At 35.1% G+C, this 21,890-nt stretch carries 18 protein-coding genes; 7 read left to right on the top strand and 11 right to left on the bottom strand.

Going from position 1 to position 21,890, the window contains the following annotated elements:
• Positions 1 to 7 precede the first annotated feature (7 nt).
• On the top strand, positions 8 to 1,606 hold the full coding sequence (locus tag OZD68_RS04170; protein ID WP_182309318.1) for a glycosyltransferase family 2 protein: 1,599 nt from the start codon (positions 8 to 10) through the stop codon (positions 1,604 to 1,606).
• Positions 1,588 to 2,838: a COX15/CtaA family protein gene (locus tag OZD68_RS04165; RefSeq protein WP_182309319.1), complete on the top strand. Its 1,251-nt coding sequence runs from the start codon at positions 1,588 to 1,590 to the stop codon at positions 2,836 to 2,838. Before OZD68_RS04170 ends, OZD68_RS04165 begins: the two co-directional genes overlap by 19 nt.
• Here OZD68_RS04165 and OZD68_RS04160 read toward each other — a convergent pair.
• Together OZD68_RS04160 and OZD68_RS04155 are read right to left on the bottom strand one after the other, a co-directional pair.
• Complete coding sequence (locus tag OZD68_RS04160; RefSeq protein WP_182309320.1) at positions 2,787 to 4,763, bottom strand: acetyl-CoA carboxylase biotin carboxylase subunit; 1,977 nt, start codon at positions 4,761 to 4,763, stop codon at positions 2,787 to 2,789. The two genes, OZD68_RS04165 and OZD68_RS04160, sit on opposite strands and share 52 nt — an antisense overlap.
• A 72-nt stretch (positions 4,764 to 4,835) precedes the next feature.
• Positions 4,836 to 5,591, bottom strand: a complete 756-nt coding sequence (locus OZD68_RS04155) for an ankyrin repeat domain-containing protein (RefSeq protein WP_182309321.1) — start codon at positions 5,589 to 5,591, stop codon at positions 4,836 to 4,838.
• A gap of 149 nt (positions 5,592 to 5,740) precedes the next feature.
• On the opposite strand from OZD68_RS04155, the gene gltX reads away from it, so the two are divergent.
• On the top strand, positions 5,741 to 7,171 hold the full coding sequence (gltX, locus tag OZD68_RS04150; protein WP_182309322.1) for a glutamate--tRNA ligase: 1,431 nt from the start codon (positions 5,741 to 5,743) through the stop codon (positions 7,169 to 7,171).
• Between the two features lie 845 nt (positions 7,172 to 8,016).
• Positions 8,017 to 9,822 (top strand): succinate dehydrogenase flavoprotein subunit, encoded by a 1,806-nt coding sequence (gene sdhA / locus OZD68_RS04145; protein ID WP_182309323.1) that lies wholly within the window; start codon positions 8,017 to 8,019, stop codon positions 9,820 to 9,822.
• Here the strand turns inward: sdhA and OZD68_RS04140 are convergent.
• From OZD68_RS04140 to ychF, 6 genes are all read right to left on the bottom strand, one after another.
• A complete protein-coding gene (locus OZD68_RS04140) occupies positions 9,794 to 12,331 on the bottom strand; it encodes an ankyrin repeat domain-containing protein (RefSeq protein ID WP_182309324.1) in 2,538 nt (845 codons plus the stop codon). The two genes, sdhA and OZD68_RS04140, sit on opposite strands and share 29 nt — an antisense overlap.
• Positions 12,332 to 12,616: 285 nt before the next feature.
• The gene (gene gmk, locus OZD68_RS04135; RefSeq protein WP_182309325.1) at positions 12,617 to 13,222 is read right to left on the bottom strand and encodes a guanylate kinase; all 606 of its coding nucleotides are present in this window, start codon (positions 13,220 to 13,222) and stop codon (positions 12,617 to 12,619) included.
• Entirely contained in the window at positions 13,206 to 15,011 is a 1,806-nt protein-coding gene (locus OZD68_RS04130) for a pentapeptide repeat-containing protein (RefSeq protein WP_182309332.1), read from the bottom strand. Before OZD68_RS04130 ends, gmk begins: the two co-directional genes overlap by 17 nt.
• Positions 15,004 to 16,197, bottom strand: coding sequence for an ankyrin repeat domain-containing protein (locus OZD68_RS04125; protein WP_182309326.1), 1,194 nt, complete (start codon positions 16,195 to 16,197; stop codon positions 15,004 to 15,006). The genes OZD68_RS04130 and OZD68_RS04125 overlap by 8 nt, the downstream gene beginning before the upstream one ends.
• A gap of 146 nt (positions 16,198 to 16,343) precedes the next feature.
• The gene (locus OZD68_RS06625) at positions 16,344 to 16,472 is read right to left on the bottom strand and encodes a hypothetical protein (protein WP_410543710.1); all 129 of its coding nucleotides are present in this window, start codon (positions 16,470 to 16,472) and stop codon (positions 16,344 to 16,346) included.
• Positions 16,465 to 17,559: a redox-regulated ATPase YchF gene (gene ychF, locus OZD68_RS04120; protein WP_182309327.1), complete on the bottom strand. Its 1,095-nt coding sequence runs from the start codon at positions 17,557 to 17,559 to the stop codon at positions 16,465 to 16,467. Before ychF ends, OZD68_RS06625 begins: the two co-directional genes overlap by 8 nt.
• A gap of 117 nt (positions 17,560 to 17,676) precedes the next feature.
• Here ychF and OZD68_RS04115 point away from each other — a divergent pair, with 117 nt between their 5' ends.
• From OZD68_RS04115 to OZD68_RS04110, 3 genes are all read left to right on the top strand, one after another.
• Positions 17,677 to 18,369 (top strand): OTU domain-containing protein, encoded by a 693-nt coding sequence (locus tag OZD68_RS04115; RefSeq protein WP_375138381.1) that lies wholly within the window; start codon positions 17,677 to 17,679, stop codon positions 18,367 to 18,369.
• A gap of 72 nt (positions 18,370 to 18,441) precedes the next feature.
• Complete coding sequence (locus OZD68_RS06620) at positions 18,442 to 18,609, top strand: hypothetical protein (RefSeq protein WP_375138382.1); 168 nt, start codon at positions 18,442 to 18,444, stop codon at positions 18,607 to 18,609.
• A 75-nt stretch (positions 18,610 to 18,684) separates the two neighbouring features.
• A complete protein-coding gene (locus OZD68_RS04110; protein WP_182309328.1) occupies positions 18,685 to 19,860 on the top strand; it encodes a CCA tRNA nucleotidyltransferase in 1,176 nt (391 codons plus the stop codon).
• Here the strand turns inward: OZD68_RS04110 and OZD68_RS04105 are convergent.
• The 3 genes from OZD68_RS04105 to OZD68_RS04095 all read right to left on the bottom strand — a co-directional run.
• A complete protein-coding gene (locus OZD68_RS04105; RefSeq protein ID WP_182309329.1) occupies positions 19,844 to 19,993 on the bottom strand; it encodes a hypothetical protein in 150 nt (49 codons plus the stop codon). The two genes, OZD68_RS04110 and OZD68_RS04105, sit on opposite strands and share 17 nt — an antisense overlap.
• A 149-nt stretch (positions 19,994 to 20,142) precedes the next feature.
• Positions 20,143 to 21,408 (bottom strand): coiled-coil domain-containing protein, encoded by a 1,266-nt coding sequence (locus OZD68_RS04100; RefSeq protein WP_275009068.1) that lies wholly within the window; start codon positions 21,406 to 21,408, stop codon positions 20,143 to 20,145.
• 14 nt (positions 21,409 to 21,422) lie between these two features.
• Positions 21,423 to 21,890: transposase (locus OZD68_RS04095; protein WP_275008713.1), on the bottom strand; the 468-nt coding region annotated here is incomplete at its 5' end.

Genomic DNA, 21,890 nt, shown 5'->3' with positions numbered 1-21,890 from the left:
GTAACAATTGCCTATACTTCAAGCTGATAATGTGGAAAAAATTAAGTTTGATTCTAGTTTGTGCAAAGAGCCAGAGAAACTTTTTTACTATAAATTTAATATAATTCCTTGGCAAAAATTAAATAATACTACTTTTTTTATGGTTGAAGACACAAGCCGAGATATCAACCGTTGGTTCGAAGCTCATTACGGTATTGACTATGTATTAATAAAAGTGGATAGCGAACAGATTTTAAATCTTCTTAACTCGCACTTTGGTATTTCAGAATTTTCAAGCAACTACTTATATTACAAGAATCCTAATTTTTCAGCCAAAAGCATTAAACTAAGCTCAATATTTTTTGCTTCTTTCTTTATTGTAACTTCAATTTTAACACTAACAGAGAAATATACATATTTTGCTTTGATGTTGATATTTATAATCGGATGTTCTAGCTATTTATTCAAGTTTATAGCTACAATTTTTAACTTATGTGAAACCTCCAACCAAAAAGTGGATTATAGTAAGCTGAGTGAAGAAGATTTTCCTATATATACTATTTTATTGACTGCTTTTAAAGAAAGTGCAGTGATAGAGCAATTGGTTGAAAGCATTGAAAGTTTGGATTATCCAAAATCAAAATTAGATGTGAAGCTTCAGGTAGAAAGTGATGACCAAGAAACGCTAGCAGCTATAGAAAAGTACACTTTACCGCAGTATTTTGAAGTAATAAAAGTGCCTTATTCTTTGCCTAGAACAAAAGCCAAGTCATGCAATTATGCTATGAGCTTTGCTAGAGGAAAGTATGCAGTAATATATGATGCGGACGATAAACCAGACCCATTGCAGTTAAAAAAAGCACTGATTGAATTTAATAAGGGCGACGATAAGCTTGCCTGTGTACAAGCAAAATTAAATTACTATAATTGTGATTATAATTTTCTTACACAATCCTTTTCTCTGGAGTATATGAACTGGTTTCAATACTTATCGCCTGGATTCCAAAAAATGAACATGCCAATCCCTTTGGGTGGTAGCAGTAATCATTTTTCAGTAAAAATTCTAAAAAAAGTGTTTTTCTGGGATGCTTACAGTGTTACCGAAGATGCTGACCTAGGTTTGAGACTTGCGCAAATGGGATATAAAACCAGGATGATTGACTCAGAAACATTGGAAGAGTCACCAATTGTTGTATTTGCTTGGATTAAGCAAAGAGCGCGCTGGATCAAAGGCTATATGCAAACTTATATTGTTCATTTAAAAAATATAAAGTCACTTTATAAACACGCTGGATTTAAGGGAATTTTGCTATTGAATCTTTTTGTTGGTTCTGCAGCTTTTATATTTTTTACTACTCCATTTTTGCTGCTTTCATTGATATTAACTAAAGTTTTAAATGAATTATTTTTGTACTACTTTGTAGTGGTATACGTTACTAACCTGATTCTTTTGGTAATAGCTGTCAAACAGCAAAAGATGCCTTTTTATTTTTATATAGTATCGATATTTTTTCCGGTCTATAGTCTGCTACATAGTGTTGCAGCTTTTCTTGCCTTATGGGAATTTATTCTTTACCCTGAGCGATGGAACAAAACTCAGCATGGTTTATGGAAGCAAAACCTGTAGCTATTTGGCTTTTTCTCTGCTCGGTCATGGTAATTCTCATGGTAGGGATTGGTGGATTTACCAGACTTTCAAAAGCAGGATTGTCAATCACGGAGTGGAAACCAATTACTGGAACATTACCACCACTGAGTGAACAAGACTGGCTACAAGAAAAATTAAAATACGAAGCTACACCTGAATATAAAGCACTTAACTACGGTATGAGTATGGAGGAGTTTCGCGCTATATACTTAATAGAATATGTACACAGATTGGTTGCAAGACTAACAGGTTTAGTTCTTGTCCTGCCATTTATATATTTTACATTAAGAAGAAAAATATCTAAAAAGGTAGTAATAAAGCTATGTGTGGCATTATTATTTGGAGCTTTACAAGCTTTTGCTGGTTGGTATATGGTTAAAAGTGGTTTAGTAACTGAACCTCATGTTAGCCACTATAGGCTTGCACTTCACTTATTATTAGCATTAATTATCTTTGCATTATTGTCATATCAATTTTTTGATTACCAAATATGGATCCCAGTGTTACGTACACAACTATACGAACATTGCAGTATAAGAGTAATTTTCACCAAGAAAGATGTCATCCCAGTGCCCAGACACTGGGATCCAGAAAACTTAACTTTAAATAAGTGGCTGCATAGTAAAAGCTGGATTCCAGTGTCAGCTACTTTCATGACACCATTTGCTGTGCAATTTATTTTCAAAAGTAAGCGTTCGTACAGTTATGTGTCAGCTACTCGGATGACAGGATTTCAATCTACTAACAGTAGTATATATTACACAATACTTATTCTGATTCTAATTGTAATACAAATAATTTTCGGCGCATTTGTTGCTGGATTAAATGCTGGTTTGATTTACAATACCTTTCCACTAATGGACGGACAAGTCATTCCAGAAGATTTATTTTTCTTACAGCCTATATGGCTGAATATCTTTGAGAACAGAGCGACAGTGCAATTTATACATCGAGCACTGGCATTGCTAATACTAACTTTGGTAGTAGTACTCACAGTAAAAAATGCTAGCGTAAAACCGGTATATATTATGCTGCTCTCCATCATCATTCAGATAATTTTAGGAGTGGTTACTCTTTTGTTACACATACCAATAGCCATTGCCATAGCTCATCAAGTGTTTTCATTTATCTTGTTTGGGTCAAGTTTGTACTTCTTGTGTTATTTAAGAAAGCAGACTACATCACCGATCTGCACATTTTTCCCTTCTTGAACGGGAATATTTTTTATCACCATTGCTGCTTCAGCACATATGATATTTTCCATTTTCATTGCCTCCACCACAAATAAAGGTTGTCCTATTTCCACCTGATCTCCTACATTTACGTGTAATTTAACTAATAAACCAGATATTGGGGATTTTACAGCATCTGCTGAAATCCATTCTGTTTCATTATTTAGCATTAACTTACTTAATTCAGCTACATGAGGTTTAAATATACAACACTCAGCTTTCATACCTGCATGTCTTATGAAGTATTTACTGCCTTGTTTTTCTACTTTAAATGTTATATCAGCATCATCATTAATTGTAATATATAGTAACTCATGACTTGATTTCCACTTACCACTTACAGAATATACGTTATGGTTGTATATTGTTATTAACGTATTATCTTGGTACTTTACGTTTACAGAGTACTCATTGTCATTTATTACAACTACAAGCGTTTCATTCACTGCCTTATGATAATACCTTTCTTCATTTTCTAAATGAACATATAACGTAGTGAAAATAAATATTTTAATATACTCTTCTGTAATAAAATCGCCGTGAAACCCACTAGGGTAATGATCTGGAATGAATCTCGTATGGAGCTTTGCTGCGATAAAATTTGGGTGATGGAAGATGGATTCTAGAAATTCTATATTATTTGTTACTCCTTCTATATAGCATTCAGACAATGCTTTTTGCATTCTGCTAATCGCTTCTACTCTATCTTTTCCATATGTTATAACTTTTGCAATCATTGAGTCATAGAACGTGCTAATTTCTGAACCTGCAGCAACTCCATCATCTATTCTTACATAATCATTTTCACCCGGTTTATCGTAATATTTTATTCTTCCGCTGGAAGGGAAAAATTTCTTCGATGGGTCTTCAGCGCAAATTCTACTTTCTATTGCAGAACCAGTAAGTTTAATATCATCCTGATTGAATCTCAATTTCTCTCCACAGGAAGTTCTAATCATTTCTTCTACTATGTCTATTCCAGTTATAAATTCTGTTACTGGATGCTCAACTTGCAATCTCGTATTTACCTCAAGAAAATAGAAGTTTTGGTCTTTATCTACAACAAACTCAACAGTGCCTGCTGAAAAATAGCCAACTTGCTTTGCCAGAGAAACACATTGAACATACATTTTTTGTCTTACTTCTTCACTAATGAATGGACTTGGCGTTTCTTCTATTATTTTCTGATTATTCCTTTGTATCGAGCATTCTCTTTCTCCAAGACAAACCATATTGCCATATTTATCTGCTATGATTTGTATTTCAATATGTCTTGGTAGTTCTATATATTTCTCTATAAAGATACTGCCATCCTTAAAACTTTTCTCTGCTTCATTTGTTGCTGATGTGAACGCTAGTTCAATTTCTTTTTTGGAATTTACAATTCGCATTCCTTTGCCACCACCGCCTGATGCAGCTTTGAGCATAACGGGAAAACCGACCTCTTCAGCAACTTGAGCTGCATGGGCAGCATCGCTGATCTTACCCATATATCCTGGCACTACATTTACTCCAGCTTTTTTTGCCGCTTCTTTTGCTGTTATTTTGTTGGCTGTAACTTCTATTGTTTCTGCACTGGGGCCGATGAAGTCTATATTATGTTTTTGAAGAGCACGTGGAAAATCTGGATTTTCTGCTAAAAAACCATAGCCAGGATGAACCGCCTCAGCACCTGTTTCAACTGCTACTTCAGATATTTTTTCAATGTTTAAATAACTGAGGCAAGATGGCGAAGGGCCGATATATCTTGACTCATCTGCTTGTCTTATATGCACAGAATTTACATCTGCATCCGAGTATATGCACACACAAGATATACCCATCTTATGGGCAGTCCTGATAATCCTGCAGGCAATCTCTCCTCTGTTTGCTATTAAAATCTTACTGTACTTCTTTTCTATCATCGTATGAGTATACTTTCTGAAGTTAAGAAAGTAAATTTCTATATCATTGCCTGCAAGTAATTTCTAGCTTCATCAAACACCCAAACTTTCTCCTGCAAGTTGTACATTAGCATTTTCCACTAAAGTGCTTTCGTTATGCAAGGCATGTATCTCGCTACATGCTTTAACTGACAGGTATGTGACTCCGCCAGAAGCTATTGCAACCATCGAGCTTAGTGCAAAAGATTGAGAAACTAAAAATAAAAAGCATAAAGACAAACATAAAGCAGCGATACATGCTATCGCCCCTATTATATATAAGCACAGGTGAAACTTCTGGTTACATATAAAGCTGTCTTTTATGCCTGCGATTTGCTTAATTTCTTTCTGTTGTGCAGCATTTAAGTAATAAAGAGGAGTTTCCCTCTTCTTATTAAAAGCATAGCCTTTACTGCAGAGCGCATCTTTAATATATTTTTTATTACATTTGAGTTCCTCTTTCAATCTGCTTACTTCTTTCCGATCTCCAGCTTCTTCTGCTTTCGTAATTTTGTTATTAGCTTCCTTCTCTGAGTCATTCACAATCTCTTGTACTGCAGGCAGCAAAATTCCACTTCTTGCTGCTTCATGAAATGGATTATCTCCATATTCATTATGCGCAGTTACAGAAGCAATGTTCTTCTTACAAATGTCCACAAATTCACCTTTGTTTTGTATTCTTGCAGCTAAATACAGGAGATTATCTGCCTGTACTCTTTGTTTTGTTTTATCAAAAGGGCAGGTGTAACGCCGATTGATATTAGCTTCATTACCTGAAAGCAATTTTGCTATATCTACAAGTCCATCCACAACTCACCTCGCTATATTCAACCAATACTGAATTATACAACACAATTTATGAAAAACAAGTAAATTTTATCTCTCAGAACAAATAAATTCTAAATTGTTACAAACATAAATTTTAGCTATCATCATTTACATTACTGTAACAGACAAATATGCCAGGTATAGTCACGAGATTTGCTCCATCACCAACAGGATTTTTGCACATTGGAGGAGCTCGTACTGCGTTATTTAATTGGCTCTATGCAAAGCATCATGGTGGCAGGTTTTTGCTAAGAATTGAGGACACCGACAGAAAACGTTCAACACAAGAAGCAATTGATGCAATTATAGAAGGGCTAAGATGGCTCGGTGTGAGCTGTGATGGGGAAATAGTATATCAGTCAAAAAGAATAGAGCGGCATAAAGAAGTAGCAAACCTTTTAGTTGAGAATGGTAGGGCGTATCACTGTTATTGCCCTGAAGATGAAGTTGCAGAAAAGAAAATAAAAGCAAGAGAAGAGGGCAAGATATACAAGCATAAATGTACTACAAAACCTCCTTCTTGTCATCCAAGTAGCCGACACTGGGATCCAGAAGAAAATATGTGGTCACGCGCTGGAATGACATCCGGTGTGAGGTCAGTTATCCGTTTCAAAGTGCCAGACTCACAAGAGATCGTCATTGATGATAAAATATACGGCCAAATCAAAGTAAATAGCAACCAGCTTGATGATATAGTGATCTTACGCTCTGACAACACTCCAACATATATTTTTGCTGTCGTAATTGACGATCATGATGCTGGAATAACTGATATAATACGCGGTTCTGACCATCTCACTAATACCTTTAAACATCTGCTAATATACCAGGCTCTTGATTTTGACATTCCACGCTTTGCACATGTGCCGCTTATCCATGGGGAAGATGGGAATAAGCTATCCAAAAGGCATGGTGCCACAAGCGTTTGCGATTATGAAAAGATGGGAATATTGCCAAAAGCGATGCGTAATTACTTGCTGAGACTTGGCTGGAGTCACGGCAACGATGAGATTATTAGCGATGAGCAAGCAATAGAGTGGTTTAATTTAGAAAGTATTGGTCGTTCACCTGCACGGCTCGATTTCAAAAAACTGGAGCATTTGAATAACCACTATATTAGTAATATGAGCAATGAAGATATTCTGACTCTAATGCTTAGAGAAAATACTCTAACTGACAAAAAAAAGGGCTATTTACTGCAGGGACTGACAGAGCTAAAAAAAAGAGCAAACTACCTGACCGAATTATTGGATTTAGCAAAATTTTATATTCAAGATCCGCCACTTGATTTAAGTGAAGAGGCTGAGCAAATTGTCAAATCTAACCTCGATATAATCAAGTTACTCGCGTCATTTCTGTCAAAGATCGGTGATGAAAATTGGAATAAGGGTTTTTTATCTTCTCAGATCAAGGAATGTGCAAAATTGCACGATATGAAAATAAGCGATGTATACCACTCATTACGCGCCCCTATAACTGGAGTAATGGATGCACCTGGAATCATTGATATCATGGTGATTCTTGGTAAAGATGAGTGTATAAGAAGGTTACAAGCAATTTAAATGAAATAAGAAAATTTCTTGACAAGCTTTGCCAGCCCCTTTATCATGACAGTGAAGCTATTGTATTTGCTTTCGCCAATCTGCAGATTAAAAGGTAAGGATTACTTGGTGTATCTGCGTCTTATGTTCAATTTTTTGCAGTATATAGATGCTGTATGTCTTTACAAAACTTCATCTACATCTAGATTTTTATCTAAATAAGCTGAACGCGCTTATAAAGCGTTACAAGACATCAAAAAATGCCAATACTCGACAGAGATAGTAAAAGACTAGCTAACTCGTGGATTCTTTGTCTTTTTTTCTGCTTAGCAAATTTCTTAAACATTTGCAGCGTAAGTTAGTTGCAATTAAAAGCAGCTGAATTTCGCTTGTCAAGCGTTTAAAACATAAAAAACGCCAATATTTTAAAGCGGATAATAACCACTGGACTTCTTTTGCCTTTTTTTTCGTTTGGTAAATTTCTTAATGTTTATAGCTAAGAGAGCCCAAGAGAGGTGTCATTCCAGTGCTTGACACTGGAATCCAGTTTTCCATATAATCTCATCGAAAACGTCGTATTTTAACATAAAACAGCTACTTTTATACTCACCAACTTAATAAAATTCCTGGATGCCAGTGTCAAGCACTGGCATGACACCCTACTAGTAGCACAATGTTCGTACAGCTGTACGTGTGACCAGAAAAAACATAGACCCCAAGTGTCAGCTACTTTCATGACACCACGACAACCGTCATCCCGCTACTTGTTAGCGCCGCGGCGGCATGACGTCTTAACTATAGAAAACTTGTATAGATTTTTTCTACTTCTGTGATATCATAAGCCTGTAATGATAAAATAAGTAAATATGGATAAGTCAGCGTATGAGATCATAGAACATGAGTATGACGTGGTAGTAGTAGGTGCAGGTGGAGCAGGGCTCAGAGCAACGCTTGGGATGGCTGCAACTAATTTTTCAGTTGCCTGCATTTCTAAAATTTTCCCTACACGAAGTCATACAGTTGCAGCACAAGGCGGAATTAGTGCAGCTTTAGGTAATATCGGTGAAGACGATTGGCGCTGGCATGCATATGACACAATAAAAGGTTCAGACTGGCTTGGTGATCAAGATGCAATAGAATATATGTGTAAAAACGCTGCTAAAGCTGTTATTGAACTTGAAAATTTTGGCGTACCTTTTTCTCGTACAGAAGATGGCAAAATATACCAGCGTTCCTTTGGTGGAATGACAACTCACTTTGGTAAAGGAAAATCAGCGCAGCGCACTTGTGCGGCAGCAGATAAGACTGGGCACGCAATCCTTCACACTCTATATCAGCAGTGTCTTAAATTCAACGCTGAATTTTTTGTTGAATACTTTGTGATTGATTTAATTATGGATAGCGAAACCGGAGCATGCTGCGGAGTTCTTGCTTGGTCGCTATGCGACGGCACATTACATAGATTTCGTGCGCATAGAGTGGTGTTAGCAACAGGTGGATATGGACGTGTTTATTTCTCTGCAACAAGTGCGCATACCTGCACAGGTGATGGTAATGGCATGGTAGTAAGGGCTGGATTACCACTTGAAGATATGGAATTTGTACAATTTCATCCAACAGGAATATATGGCTCAGGGTGCCTGATGACAGAAGGATGCCGTGGTGAAGGGGGGTACCTCGTTAATTCTCAGGGCGAGAAGTTTATGGAACATTACGCACCAAAAGCAAGAGATTTAGCTTCCCGTGATGTGGTAAGTCGCGCAATAACAATTGAAATTAGAGAGGGAAGGGGGGTTGGACCAAAAAAAGATCATATGTATTTAACTATAGCGCATCTTGATCCGGAAGTAATAAAACTCAGATTGCCGGGCATCAGCGAAACCGCAAGAACTTTTGCTGGAGTTGATGTCACTAAAGATCCAATACCGGTCATTCCGACTGTTCACTATAACATGGGTGGCATTCCAACCAATTATTATGGAGAAGTGATCACGCTGAAGCAAGGTAAGGAGGAAGTGGTAGATGGACTATTTGCAATTGGAGAAGCTGCATGTGTTTCTGTGCACGGTGCAAATCGACTTGGTTCTAACTCGCTTCTTGATCTTGTGGTTTTTGGTAGAGCTGCAGCGCTCAGAGCAAGAGAGAAACTAAAATCCGCTACACCACATAAAAAATTGCATTCAGACTGCACAGACTGGATAGTAGATAGATTTAATAAAATGCGATTTGCCTCCGGTGGGCCAAAAGTAGCAAAAATACGCAGCGAAATGCAGAACACTATGCAAAAGTACGCATCAGTGTTCCGTGTTGCTGAAGTTTTAGAAGAAGGCAAAAAAGCTATAAAAAAGGTAGCAAAAATGATGCCTGATATTTCACTTGAGGATCGCAGTATGATGTGGAATAGTGATTTAGTTGAAGCACTGGAGCTTGCTAACATGATCCCACAAGCGGTTATTACCATGGAATGCGCAGCTAATCGCGAGGAAAGCAGAGGTGCCCATGCTCGTGAAGACTTTCCTGAACGTGATGACAAAAACTGGATGAAGCACACTATAGCGTGGCTTGAAGAAAAGAAAGGGCAAATTAACGTAAAAATTGATTATAAAAAAGTGGCTGAAAAAACTCTGAGCGGTGAGATTGATTTCATAGCGCCAGAGAAGAGGGTTTACTAGTTACACTATCCCTACACAATTTTTCAACGAGTTTTATTGATATGGCACTCATTTTAGTGTCTGGAGGACTCTCAGTATGCTCTGATTGATTTGATGATTTTTGCACCTCTTGCTCTTCTAAATCGTTGGACTTATTTTCTATATCTTTAACAGAGTTATTGCATTGTGTATCATTTTTTGGTGCGTTATCTTGAAGTGTAAGTTGCTTTTCTTCAGTAAACTTTCCTTTAATTTTTCCAAATCCTTCATAAATATTTTCTAAATTCAAGTAAATAAGATAACAAACTCCAATAACTGCTATAATAGATGAGGCAGTTGCAATTGTAATAATTCCTTGAGAAGCACTGAATATTGCTGCACAGGCTAAAGCAGCAAATACAAGCGTTGTCACTGCTTTACAAGCAACATTATTGATGTACTTCACAATATCGCGTGCTTTTAACTTCCTGCCAAAGTTGCACTTCAGTTCAGTTCTCATATCATCTGGAATAAGCGCTCTACCCATTGATTTCTCTATTCCTTTTATAGTTTTATAATACTCTTTGCTCCATAATCTTTCGGGTAGTATTAACTGCTTTGGGTCAACACCATTTTGCAATAATTTTACACAGAACTTGATCGTGTTATCACGGCTCTTAGGATTGACCAAATTATGTTTATCTTTTGTCGTCTTAGTAATTAGCGCTACTTGTAGTGGTGTGCGTTCTTTTTCGTTAGCGGCGTTTGCAGCTTTACTAAATTTCTCTTTTTCCACCGAATTTAAAATCAACTCTAAACATGTAACTTTTTGTTCTCCTTTGAATGAAGCAATATAGTGCAGAGCATTTTTTTCATCTTTATCTTGCACAGTAATATCTGCACCATTTTGTAAAAATAACTCTAAGGCCTTATATCTATTTGTTTTTTCAAATTTTCTATCTGTACATGATCGATCCTCATTCTTTTCTTTTATATGCTGAAGCAACTGATGAAGAGGTGTTTGCTCTTTCCCGTTAACAGCATTTATAGCCTTACTAAATTCATCCTTACCTAAAGTCAACTTCAAACATGCAACTTTTTGTTCTCCTTTGAATGAAGCAATATAGTGCAGAGCATTTTTTTCATCTTTATCTTGCACAGTAATATCTGCACCATTTTTTAGCAATAGTTCTAGGGTTTCATACCTTTTAGTTTTTTCAAAATTTTTACCTGTACATGATTGTTTCCCGCTCTTTTTTTTTATATACTGAAGTAATCGGTGAAGAGGTGTTTGCTGTTTGTTTCGAGTATTTACCAGTTCTTTGTTTTTTTCTAGTATAAGCTGAGTAAAGTTACACTTTGCTTCTTTCTTTAATGTCACAGCACAGTGTAAGACCGTATCACCATCTGCATTTTTAGTAGTAATATCATCACCTCTCTGTAGCAAATCATTAAATCTATCTATATTTTTATCTGAAACTGCTTTATGTAATTGGTAACCACCGTCGGTAATTTTCGCGATTTTAATTACTACCGAGTTTTCTGTCTTTTGGTCTAACTTAGACTTCTTTACTGACTCTGCTAATTTTTCTAAGAAATTACGATAGTATGTCTTTTGCTCCTCTTTTAAGTTTTGTAATTCTTCTGTAGATAATTCTAAATTATCAGAGCTGGCTCCATGCTCTAACAATTTTGTAAGAAACTTAAGTGTGTTATCGTTACTTCGAATTGTATTAGACTCATGTTTTTCTTTTGTTACCTTGTTAATTAGTGCTACCTGAAAAGGGGTCTGATTTTCACTATTAATGAGTTGTGCTAGATCTTCCTTGGTGACCGTTTTTATTAGGGTACCTAGAAACTTGCATTTCTGTTTCTTTTCCAATGACACGATAAGGTGTAAAATATTATTTCCTTTTTCATCTTTTATGCTGCTAATATCCGTACAATCTTTTAGATATTTTCTAAATTTCCTGTTATTTCCATTTTTGATCGCTTTTAGTAATTGAACATTATTATGCGTTGTTCCGTTGCTTTTCTCTACTTCTTGATCTTCATTTGCTGTATTAGTGTTACTGATTGAATGTTTCTCATAATCATCACCAGCATCCCTACTGTAGTCACTTTCAATTCCACTGTCCCTACGATCATTTTGGTTACAATATTTGCTATTATAAGTAATTTCTGAAATTGCTTGCTTTACTCGCTCTTTTGTTTCATTTGATATTTTTTTCGATCGTTCTATTGCTTTATCTAGCACTGGAAGGAAGCATTGGACATAATACCTATAATATTTTTCTTGTTCTCTAAGTGATTCTTCTAATTTAGTTAATACTTCAGGACTAGCATCTTTTTCAAATAACCTTTTACACTTCTTGAGGGTTACATCTTGAACTCTTGGTTTTTCACGCTTGTGTTCTTCTTTTTTTACCTTTCTCTCTATAGTGCAGTGCAATTGCTCGTCTTTTCTATCCTGCTCTTGCTTTTTATTTTTATCTATGCATTCACCTAATTTATCTGCATTAGTAGTTAGTGCAGTTATATCTATACCCATACTAAAACCTCAATATTAAAAGCTATTTAAGTTGTCAGCACTAAACTAACAACCAAGAAGTTTGACTTTTAAATTGAGCTAAACGTTGTATATGTATAGGTGGAAAGGCAGAAAATTAATTTCTGTGAGAAAATTTGCCGTCATAGTTAAACCTCACTTGAACAGTTGCTACTATTTTAACCATTTAATCTTAAAAAATAATAAATATAGCTAAACTGTGAAATGTGCTATTGGCTAAAATAGGATAAGAAACTATAGCTGCAAATATCCAAATTGATGTTTTTATCAGTCTTCCAGACTTGGTTTTTCTTTTAGTTTTTTAAGTCTTTCTTTATTTAGTATGGAGATTATCTCTTCTACACTTTTATCAATATCATCATTGATTATTACATAATCATATTTATCACGTTTGCTTATCTCTTTTTGAGCTTCGGCTAATCTGCGCTCTATTTCGCTTGCATCATCACTATTACGCTTTTGCAAACGCAACCTAAGCTCTTCCATTGAAGGGGGAAGTATAAAAACACTCACAACTTTTTTTCTCATGAGCTTGAATAAGTGAAATGCTCCTTGCCAGTCTATGCTGAGTAAAACACTTATTCCATTGCTTAAGTTTTGCTCTATAAAATTTCTTGGTATACCATAAAAATTCTCAAAAACTTTGGCGTATTCAAGCATTTGGCCAGCTTTGCATAACTCGTGAAATTTTTCTTCGGTAACGAAAAAATAGTCTTTTCCATTTCTTTCGCCTGGGCGAGGCTTGCGTGTAGTCATAGAAACAGACCTAACTAAATTAGTTGATTGCTCAAGTAATTTTGCTGATATAGTAGTTTTTCCAGCTCCAGAAGGGGAGGATAGAACCAATAATACGCCCTCACTTTTTACGGTCATTTTTCTTTGCATTTTTTAATATGGTGCTTTTTGGATCAGAGTTTAAAAAGCTAGAACCTTCTAAATTAGAATTTGATAAGTTGGTGCCAATGAGAGAAGAGTTATCAAAGACAGTATAGCGCAAATCGGTCTTTTCAAAATTTGCCTTATTCAAATTAACGTTTACAAATTTTGCTCTACTCAATGTTGAATTAGAAAAATCGGCATTTTCTAAATTCATATTCTTAAATTCAAAGTAAGAATAATTTACATTAAATTTTTCACCCTGTGATATTTTCTCTTGCAAATCTTTAATCGAAGTTATACCATTTTCTGAACCTGCAAGTTTTTTCTGTCCTTTATTGTCAATCAAAATTGAATTATCAAATTTGCAACCTGTTAAGTGAGCATCAACAACTGAACTTTTATATATGCTTGAAGAGAGAAAAGACATATCACTAATTGTTGAATTACTCAAATTGCTAAGAAAAAAGCTAGTTTTCCTAAAGGCATTAGCGTGAAGCAAAGAAGATCTGAAATCGCTTTCAATAAAATTCGAATTAGTTACTTTTAAATTGGACCAGCTCGAATTATCAGCTAATAAATTAAAGAATGTTGAATTTTCTATTTCACTGGAATCAATATTATGGCGAGAAAGTGTACTGTTATAAACTTGAGAGTCTTGGATTTTTATCTTATACATTGAAGTTGTAGAAAGGTCTGAATCTTCTATCTTCGCAGAGGTGAATAGTGAATGGTCAAAAAATGAGCCATTCATGTTAGAATTTGCAACTTTAGTATTATGAAACTTTCCGTGACGAATGTCAGCATTAGAGACATTAACTTGATGCAGTTCACTAAAACTAAAATCAATATTGGATAAATCAGCATCATGAAGATTTGCTTCAGAAACATATGCATGTTTTATCTTGGAACCATTTAGTATAGATTGAACAAAACTTGAATTATCGTCATTCACATAGGAAATTTGTGTGTTGCTTAAATTAGCCTCGTCGAAGTTACTGTTAATTATGATAGAAGAATTAAGGCAGGCATCGGAAAGATTGCTACCTGTAAAGTCTGATTCTTTTAACTCTGCACCATATATGTTAGCATTTTTTAATGAAGAAAATTGTATCTTTAATTTATATGCATCCACTCCAAAGAAACTTGCATTATCAAGGTTGTTTTTCTGCATAACAGTATCGTTTATTTCACTATCACTAAAATTTACGTGGCTAACATTCGAGTTTGATAAGTTGGAGAAATTCATTTTCACATTCGAGAAATTAGTATGCAAACCAATTACGTTGTGCATACTTACTTTTTTGAGATCTGAACTGATAAAATCAGCATAACTAACATTAGACTGATCAAATACGATATCTGTTAAGTTTGCAGAAACAAATTTTGTAAAACTCAAATTTGTACCTTTTATTTTAATGCCATGTAAATTAGCATTGGAAAAATTAGCACCACGTAAATCAACATCAATGAAAGACACATCGGATAAATCGGTGTTAGAAAAATCGGCACCAATCAGACTTACTCCATCAAAAACAGATTTACTTAGGTACAGTTGGTTAAAATTAGCTCCATTTAAGTTAGAACCAAAACCTTTCTTAAAATCTTCTGGCACGCCCTCTTTGTGGCACTGCACCAAAAATTCAGCAAAGTCTTTTTTACTGTAAGATACGTATTTTACATCATGCAGAGCTTTTAAAAAATCACTAATCTGATTTTTTTCATCATTTGTTTCGTTTCCATAACATAAATGACCAACTAAAATTAACATCAAAAATCTAATCATCTTGCTTATCACACTGCGACTCATTGTTTTCTTTCGTTTTCACAGCCCAATCGTACATTGCTGAGCTTTCTTTATTGTCTATTTTTCTATCCTCCAAAAGGTGTGGCATCATTTCGGCAATCGCATTTATTATATTGATCTGCTTTTTTTCGATTGCTATATCAATTGGGGATTGAAAATTATTGTTAACTACTCTAAGATCAGCACCTTGTAATAAGAGAAATCGCACTATGTCTACCTCACCTTGTTTAACTGAATAAATGAGAGGAGTATCACCCAATTTATTTCTAAACCTTAGTATCTCTTGAATTGTTAATCCAATTTTTTCTAGCTTACTTATTACTCCTCTTAAGCAAGTTAAGTTGTTCTTCTTAATGCAGTAAAAAAATTGCTTACTGTAATCATCAATAAACACAGTTGTAGGAAGATGCTCATTAAGGCTATCATATTGTCGTTTATATATTGACTTGCTTTGTATGTCTTTATGACCCCATTCTTTTATTGGTTCTCTGTTTAGCTTTGTCCATTTTTGTAAATTTTTCTTTTCACTTTCATCTTTTTTAGTTATAGGTTTTACTCTATTGCGGTCCTTGGAATTACTGTTTGTTTCTTTCACTTTTTTTTCTTCAAACTGACTCTCTACTTTTTCTTTTTTTTCCTCTAATAATTGACTCGCATCACTTTTTGAAAGTTCATTATCTTTTATATCAATCTTCTGATCAGCTTGTAGATTTTTTTGCGGGTTAGCTGTATTCTCATTTAAATCAGCACTTAAAGGCAAAGGCTCTGGTTTCAAATCTTTATTCACTTCTTTATTGGCCACATTTGGTAAATCTTGAGCAAATTTGTCTGTGCTTCCTTCTAGCTGGTCATTTGGCAAATCTTTATCAATCCTTTCACCTTCACTTATAGTTTTTTCAACCACGAAAGCTTTGTTCTCGTTGTGTTGCAGTTTCTCTTTATCGGTAGTGCCGTCTAATCTTTTGCTCTCAGCCTCTTGTGTTTGTTTAGCATCGACGTTGCTTTTCAACTCATCTTTTTGATTTGTGCTATCTTGCTTCCTTACACCTACATTTTCGTTTTTATGAACTGATTCAATTTTCTTTTCTTCAAGCTGCTCTACGGCAAACAGGATGGGTGATCCGAATACGACAGCTAATAATATAAAATATAAAATATTCTTCATAAATATCCCAAGCATAAGCTTAATTAAAATGATACTATAATCAAATGATTAATCTACAGTAAAAAATGCCTTAGGATTTAATTTATAAAAAAACAATAGATTTTTTGTATCTGTTCAGGGGCATCGCAAATATTGAAGCAAAGTGGTCAGTGCTTACTGTACGAACATTGTGATCTGAGAGCAATCTCCGCTGGAGAGGATGTCATCCCAGTGCCCAGACACTGGGATCCAGAAAACTTAACTTTAAATAAGTGGCTGCATAATAAACTACACATTAAACCTAAAGTGCATTATATCACCATCTTGCACGATGTAATCTCTGCCTTCAAAGCGAATTTTTCCTGCGTCTTTACAAGCCGGTTCACTTCCATACTTTATGTAGTCTGCAAAGCCTATCGTTTCTGCTTTTATAAAGCCTTTCTCAAAATCAGTGTGGATTACACCTGCTGCTTTATCGGCTGTTGATCCTATTTTTACTGGCCAAGCTCGTGCTTCTTTTGGCCCTACAGTAAAGAAAGTTATCATACTCAGCACTTCATACATAATACGCGCTACTCCATCAAGCCCTGATTCTTGTAAGCCAAATTCTGATAAAAAACTCTGTTTTTCCTCTTCACTATCAAGATTTGCAATATCTGCTTCGAGTTTTGCTGAAATGCAATAAAATTTGCTCTTATTTTCCTCTGCCATTCTCTCTACCTTTTTAGATAATTCATTGCCAGTTATAACATTTGTATCTTCAACATTGCAAACGTACATAACGTGCTTTGTTGTCAGCAATTGAAGCAACTTCATCTCATCTCCATCGATATTCTCCAAACTTCTTGCAGGTTTACCTAATTTTAAAGTAGCTAATACCTCTTGCATTAATTCAAGTTGTCTCTTTAGCTCTTTATCACCTTGCTTTGCTTTCTTTTCCAATTGAGGAAGCCTTTTTTCTATGCTATCAATATCAGCTAGGATTAATTCCATTTCTACCACTTCAGCATCTGATATTGGATCTATTTTACTGTGTATATGGCTGATATCGTCATCCGTAAAGCACCTGAGCAGATGAACGATGGCATCAACTTCTCTGATATGGCTTAAAAATTTATTGCCGAGCCCTTCGCCTTTACTCGCACCCTTTACCAGACCTGCAATATCTACAACTTCTAATTGGTTGTAGATTACCTTCTCTGAGCCTGCAATTGCTGCGATTTGTTTCAAACGTTGATCTTTTATCGAAATCTTGCCTATATTTGGCTCGATTGTGCAAAAAGGATAATTTGCAGCTTCGGCTGCACTTGACTCTGTAAGCGCATTAAATAAGGTTGATTTTCCTATGTTTGGTAACCCAACTATACCGCAGTTAAAACTCATATTTGCTATGTAAAATTATAACTATTGCATAATTTAAAAATTTCTGCTATACTTAATCGGTCGTTTATTGACAATTTTGTTGGTATAGTAATATATAGCTTAAATTAAGGTAAAACTATGACTACACCTAAGAAACGGAAACTACCAAGTGACTTTCATGATGTTGGGGTTGGAATAAAAAGGCCCAGGATCTCAGGGCAAGAAATAACTCTTTTAAATAGTAACCCTTACACTGACAATTTCTATGTAGGACAAGCAACTGGTAATGGAAGCTGTTTTTTTGACTCGTTCAGGCAAAGTCTAGAACAACAGACAGGAGAGCAAGTTACTGCCGAAAAATTAAGAAATGATTGTAGGGAATTTGCGCAAAAGAATCCACCAAAGTGGTTTACAAATGCAATTGTCAGTAGTCATGATAACAATGGCCAGCACCGTAGTGAAACTGTAGATGATTATACAGCAGACATTATGCGTAACAGTAGGTGTGGTGATCCTGACGTTGAAGGCAGAATACTTTGTGAAAAGTATAAGGTAAAGCTACATGTTATAGAGAACCAGGCTGTTGATAACCAAGATCTGTCTTTGCATGAATTAATAGACAATTCAGGTTCAAAAAGTGCAGGTGAATACAATAAAGTTGATTATGATGATAGTAGTATTGTGCATATAATAAACAAAGGCGGATTGCATTTCGAACCATTGCTTGATAGAAATAAAAGTTTAGCAAAACAACTGCAAGAGGAAACCAAACTTAAACAAGAGCAAGAACAAGAAGATTTCCTATTAGCAAAAAAACTGCAGCTAGACTAGATCTTAGAATATTGTAACCTTTCAAAGGATATCTCTGAGAGAGCAGAGGTTGAAAAGGGATTTGATAAGTTATTGGCAGAAAATGCTGATGGAAAAATTGGTGATGTTCTAGGGCAGTGCGTTAGTGATATAAAGCAGCGCATAGAGCAGCAAAACCCTTCAAGTTTACTAAGATGTGGTACGGAATCGATGGCAGAACCATTTCATCAACAACGAGCACCACAACTTGTAAAATCTTGATAGCCCTGTATATTTTTATATAGGGCTTTTGCAAGCATTTCATATAATATGAACTTGCAGTACGTACTAACCTAAATGCAAGTTGATCATGAGACTAGTTTAATTATTGATGCCATAGAGGAATTTGGTGGTGAGGCTAGGCTTGTCGGCGGGTGTGTGAGAGACTCAATTTTGCAGCGTGATGTCCACGACATCGATTTAGCTACTAATTTGCTTCCCAATCAAACGATTAAAGCGCTAAAACTCCGTAATATAAAAACTATTCCAACTGGCTTAAAACATGGAACTATCACTGCGGTTCTAAATCAAAGATCTTTTGAGATCACAACACTAAGGCATGATGTGAAATGTGATGGTAGGCATGCAAAAGTAGAATTTACCAATAATTGGCAAGCGGATGCTTCAAGGCGCGACTTTACATTTAATGCTCTGTATGCAGATAAGCATGGCCATATATATGACTACTTTGGTGGTATAGAGGACTTAAAAGCGCGAAGGTTAAACTTTATAGGCAATGCTGAAGATAGAATTAAAGAAGACTATCTACGTATTTTAAGAGCATTTCGTTTTCATGCAAAAATATGTGTCGGAGATTTGAGTGATGAAATACTAAACGTATGCAAAAAGCATTCGCATATGATTCAAAACCTCTCTGGAGAGAGAATAAGAGATGAAATACTTAAATTGCTGGAGTGCAATGATCCTTTTCCAACACTTAAGAGCATGCAAGAATCTGATGTTTTGCAAAAGATTATCCCAAAAGAAGTAAAATGCGAAATTCTGTCTTCGCCGCTTCTTTTGGGCACTGATGCACTAGTAAAATTAGCGTTACTCCTTAGGACTACTAAAAAAAATTACAGGCTAAGTCTTGGAGAATATGTAAGCAAATTTTTACGTCTTTCGAACAAGCAAAAGAAAAAGCTGCTATTTTTACTATCCAACGATATCAAAACAGAACTCTCAGAAAAAGAGCAAAAAAAATACATATCTTTATTTGGTAGAGAATTATATTGTGATTTAGTGAAAATTTGTGGTGTTGAGTCTGGAGAAAATGTTGATGAATACATTTCATTTGCTAACACATTCAATATTCCAAAATTTCCTTTATCTGGCGATGATTTAATAAGTATAGGTCACCAGCCAGGAAAAAGTTTAGGTAGAAACTTGGAATTGCTAAAACAACATTGGGAAGATAGCTCCTACACTTTAACAAAAGAGGAGCTGGTGCTTTATGCTAAGAGCCTATTCTAACTGCTTTCTGACTGTTCAATGAATTTATGCTTGCAATATTAGGGGAACTCGTAGAGGAATTAGGTATATGTTCTTTTTTAGCTTTTTCTGTTAATTGATATTCGTTTACTCCTCCTTGAGTTTGATTACACATTCCCTGATCTGGAGATAAAAATTTATCTCTTATGCTTAATGCCAGTTGTATAGCTCTTTTTACAATAATCCGAACAGATCATAATATGCTACTGCTCTACCATAGCCATAAGCACATATCTTATCCTATTCGGACTATTGCGAGAAGTGCTATAACTCTTGAATCTTATTTGAAAAACATTTCATTTTAGCCTCTGTTAATTTTCCTGTAACAATTTCTTTAAGCAATTCTCCTGAGTCGTTATTATTATTCTTGCTATTAAAGCTGTGCAAGATAGAGTCTACAATCTTATTTACCCCTTCTTGTTTGTTAAATTCTAATTTTTTTACGCATTTTCTAACAGAAGGTGACAACTTGGCTTTTAACGTGTCATCTCGTAGTTCTTTACCCATATTTTTTCCAATGTTACAATGTTCGTTGACAACTTCTTTAACCTTAGCTTCTATGATCTCCCTTGCGGATTGTTTCAAATTACTTTCTAATAATTCAAGCAGCTTACTGCTTTCAAATTTGCCATCATCTTGATTTGATAGAGACTTTATAGTTTCATTAAGCACGTTATGGCAAAAGTGTTTCTCTTTAAATTCAGGAAAACCTTTTTTTAACTCCTCGTTTTTCCCAGATAAAAAGTTATTGAGACCCTTATCCCTAGAAAGCTTATTGGGCAAGTTTCGTAATTTTGAAAGAGTTGATTTTGCAGTAGATACTGTACTCACTGCACCTGCCTTTTTAGCCAATTGACCTTCTTTTGCTTCCTGTAGTTTCTTAGTGTCAGCTTTCAATTGACCTTCTAAATCAATCTCCAATTGTTGTTTAGATTCTTGAACACTTTGTAATTGCTTCCCCAAGTTCTCCATTTCACCCAATTGAGCAGTCAATGTATTCACACTTAATCTTAGAGCTTTGTTTTCATGACCTAAGTCACTGACTTTATTTTCTAATTCAGTATTTTTGTCTTTAGCCTGACACAATTTATCAGTCTGTGATTTAAGTAAAGCCACTAATTTGCTAGCTTGCCATTGTTGATTCAATTCAATTAATTTATCCTCCTTGTCCTTTAACCTACTCTTAAGTTCTATTATTTGTGCTTGCAGACTTTCATTATCTTTCCTAGTAGCTTCAATTTCTTCTCCTTGCTCTCTTATTATCATGTATTGATCAAATATAGTTTTCTGTTGTTCATCAACTTTATCCTGCATTGCTTTTTTATCTTGTTTGTATTTGTTTAGTTCCTCTTCTCGTTCGCCTGCATCTTCTGTAAGTCCCTTATAACTCTTTTCAAGTCCTTCAATTGCAGATCTTAATTCTCTATTTTCTTCTTTTAAGGAAGCATTTTGTAAACGTTCAAGTTCTAATTCCTGATTTATGCCCTCCAGCTGTTCTTCTAATGCTTCATCATCTTCCTCTGTTATCAATCATACGCGTCAAGTTAAGAGATTGTGAGCAAATTTAGAGAGGTTAAAGTGGATACTCTAGCCCTTCTANGTTTGTCTTTTAATGAAAATCGCGACCAAGTTATAGTGAGTTTTTTAAGAAATGCTTTTAAACTATTAATTTTGGTTAATACTAAAAATAACTCTCTAACCCGCCTTTTTAGATCAATAAATGCCTTTGTTAAGCTAAGTTCTGTATTCTTTTTCACTTCTGTGCAACCAACTATGCCGTGAAATATAAGAATTGCACACAATTTAGCATATAGTTCACATAATACTCTGCATGGCTTTCCTTTTACCTTATCAAGCCTGATATGGCTTTTATACAATTTAAATAATAACTCAATTTGCCACCTTACTCTGTAAATCGTTAATACTTGCTCAGCACTAATTTTATTTTCTGGAACATTAGTTATAAATATTGACCAGTTCAACAATTTTTGATTTCTTTTAGAGGATGTATA

Origin of the sequence: Wolbachia endosymbiont of Drosophila bicornuta, assembly GCF_028982105.1 — a bacterium.
GTDB lineage: Bacteria > Pseudomonadota > Alphaproteobacteria > Rickettsiales > Anaplasmataceae > Wolbachia > Wolbachia pipientis.
Note: the sequence above shows the minus strand (reverse complement) of the source record. Positions and strands in the feature narration are given on the sequence as shown.

Bases quoted from the DNA above. Each gene is read 5' to 3' on its own strand.
- OZD68_RS06625 (WP_410543710.1), bottom strand. From the start codon at position 16,472: ATGTGTAGTTTATTATGCAGCCACTTATTTAAAGTTAAGTTTTCTGGA.
- gltX (WP_182309322.1), top strand. From the start codon at position 5,741: ATGCCAGGTATAGTCACGAGATTTGCTCCATCACCAACAGGATTTTTG.
- OZD68_RS04125 (WP_182309326.1), bottom strand. From the start codon at position 16,197: ATGAAGAATATTTTATATTTTATATTATTAGCTGTCGTATTCGGATCA.
- OZD68_RS04115 (WP_375138381.1), top strand. From the start codon at position 17,677: ATGACTACACCTAAGAAACGGAAACTACCAAGTGACTTTCATGATGTT.
- gmk (WP_182309325.1), bottom strand. From the start codon at position 13,222: ATGACCGTAAAAAGTGAGGGCGTATTATTGGTTCTATCCTCCCCTTCT.
- OZD68_RS04165 (WP_182309319.1), top strand. From the start codon at position 1,588: ATGGAAGCAAAACCTGTAGCTATTTGGCTTTTTCTCTGCTCGGTCATG.
- OZD68_RS04105 (WP_182309329.1), bottom strand. From the start codon at position 19,993: ATGTGTAATCAAACTCAAGGAGGAGTAAACGAATATCAATTAACAGAA.
- OZD68_RS04160 (WP_182309320.1), bottom strand. From the start codon at position 4,763: ATGATAGAAAAGAAGTACAGTAAGATTTTAATAGCAAACAGAGGAGAG.
- OZD68_RS04130 (WP_182309332.1), bottom strand. From the start codon at position 15,011: ATGATTAGATTTTTGATGTTAATTTTAGTTGGTCATTTATGTTATGGA.
- sdhA (WP_182309323.1), top strand. From the start codon at position 8,017: ATGGATAAGTCAGCGTATGAGATCATAGAACATGAGTATGACGTGGTA.
- OZD68_RS04140 (WP_182309324.1), bottom strand. From the start codon at position 12,331: ATGGGTATAGATATAACTGCACTAACTACTAATGCAGATAAATTAGGT.
- OZD68_RS04110 (WP_182309328.1), top strand. From the start codon at position 18,685: ATGCAAGTTGATCATGAGACTAGTTTAATTATTGATGCCATAGAGGAA.
- ychF (WP_182309327.1), bottom strand. From the start codon at position 17,559: ATGAGTTTTAACTGCGGTATAGTTGGGTTACCAAACATAGGAAAATCA.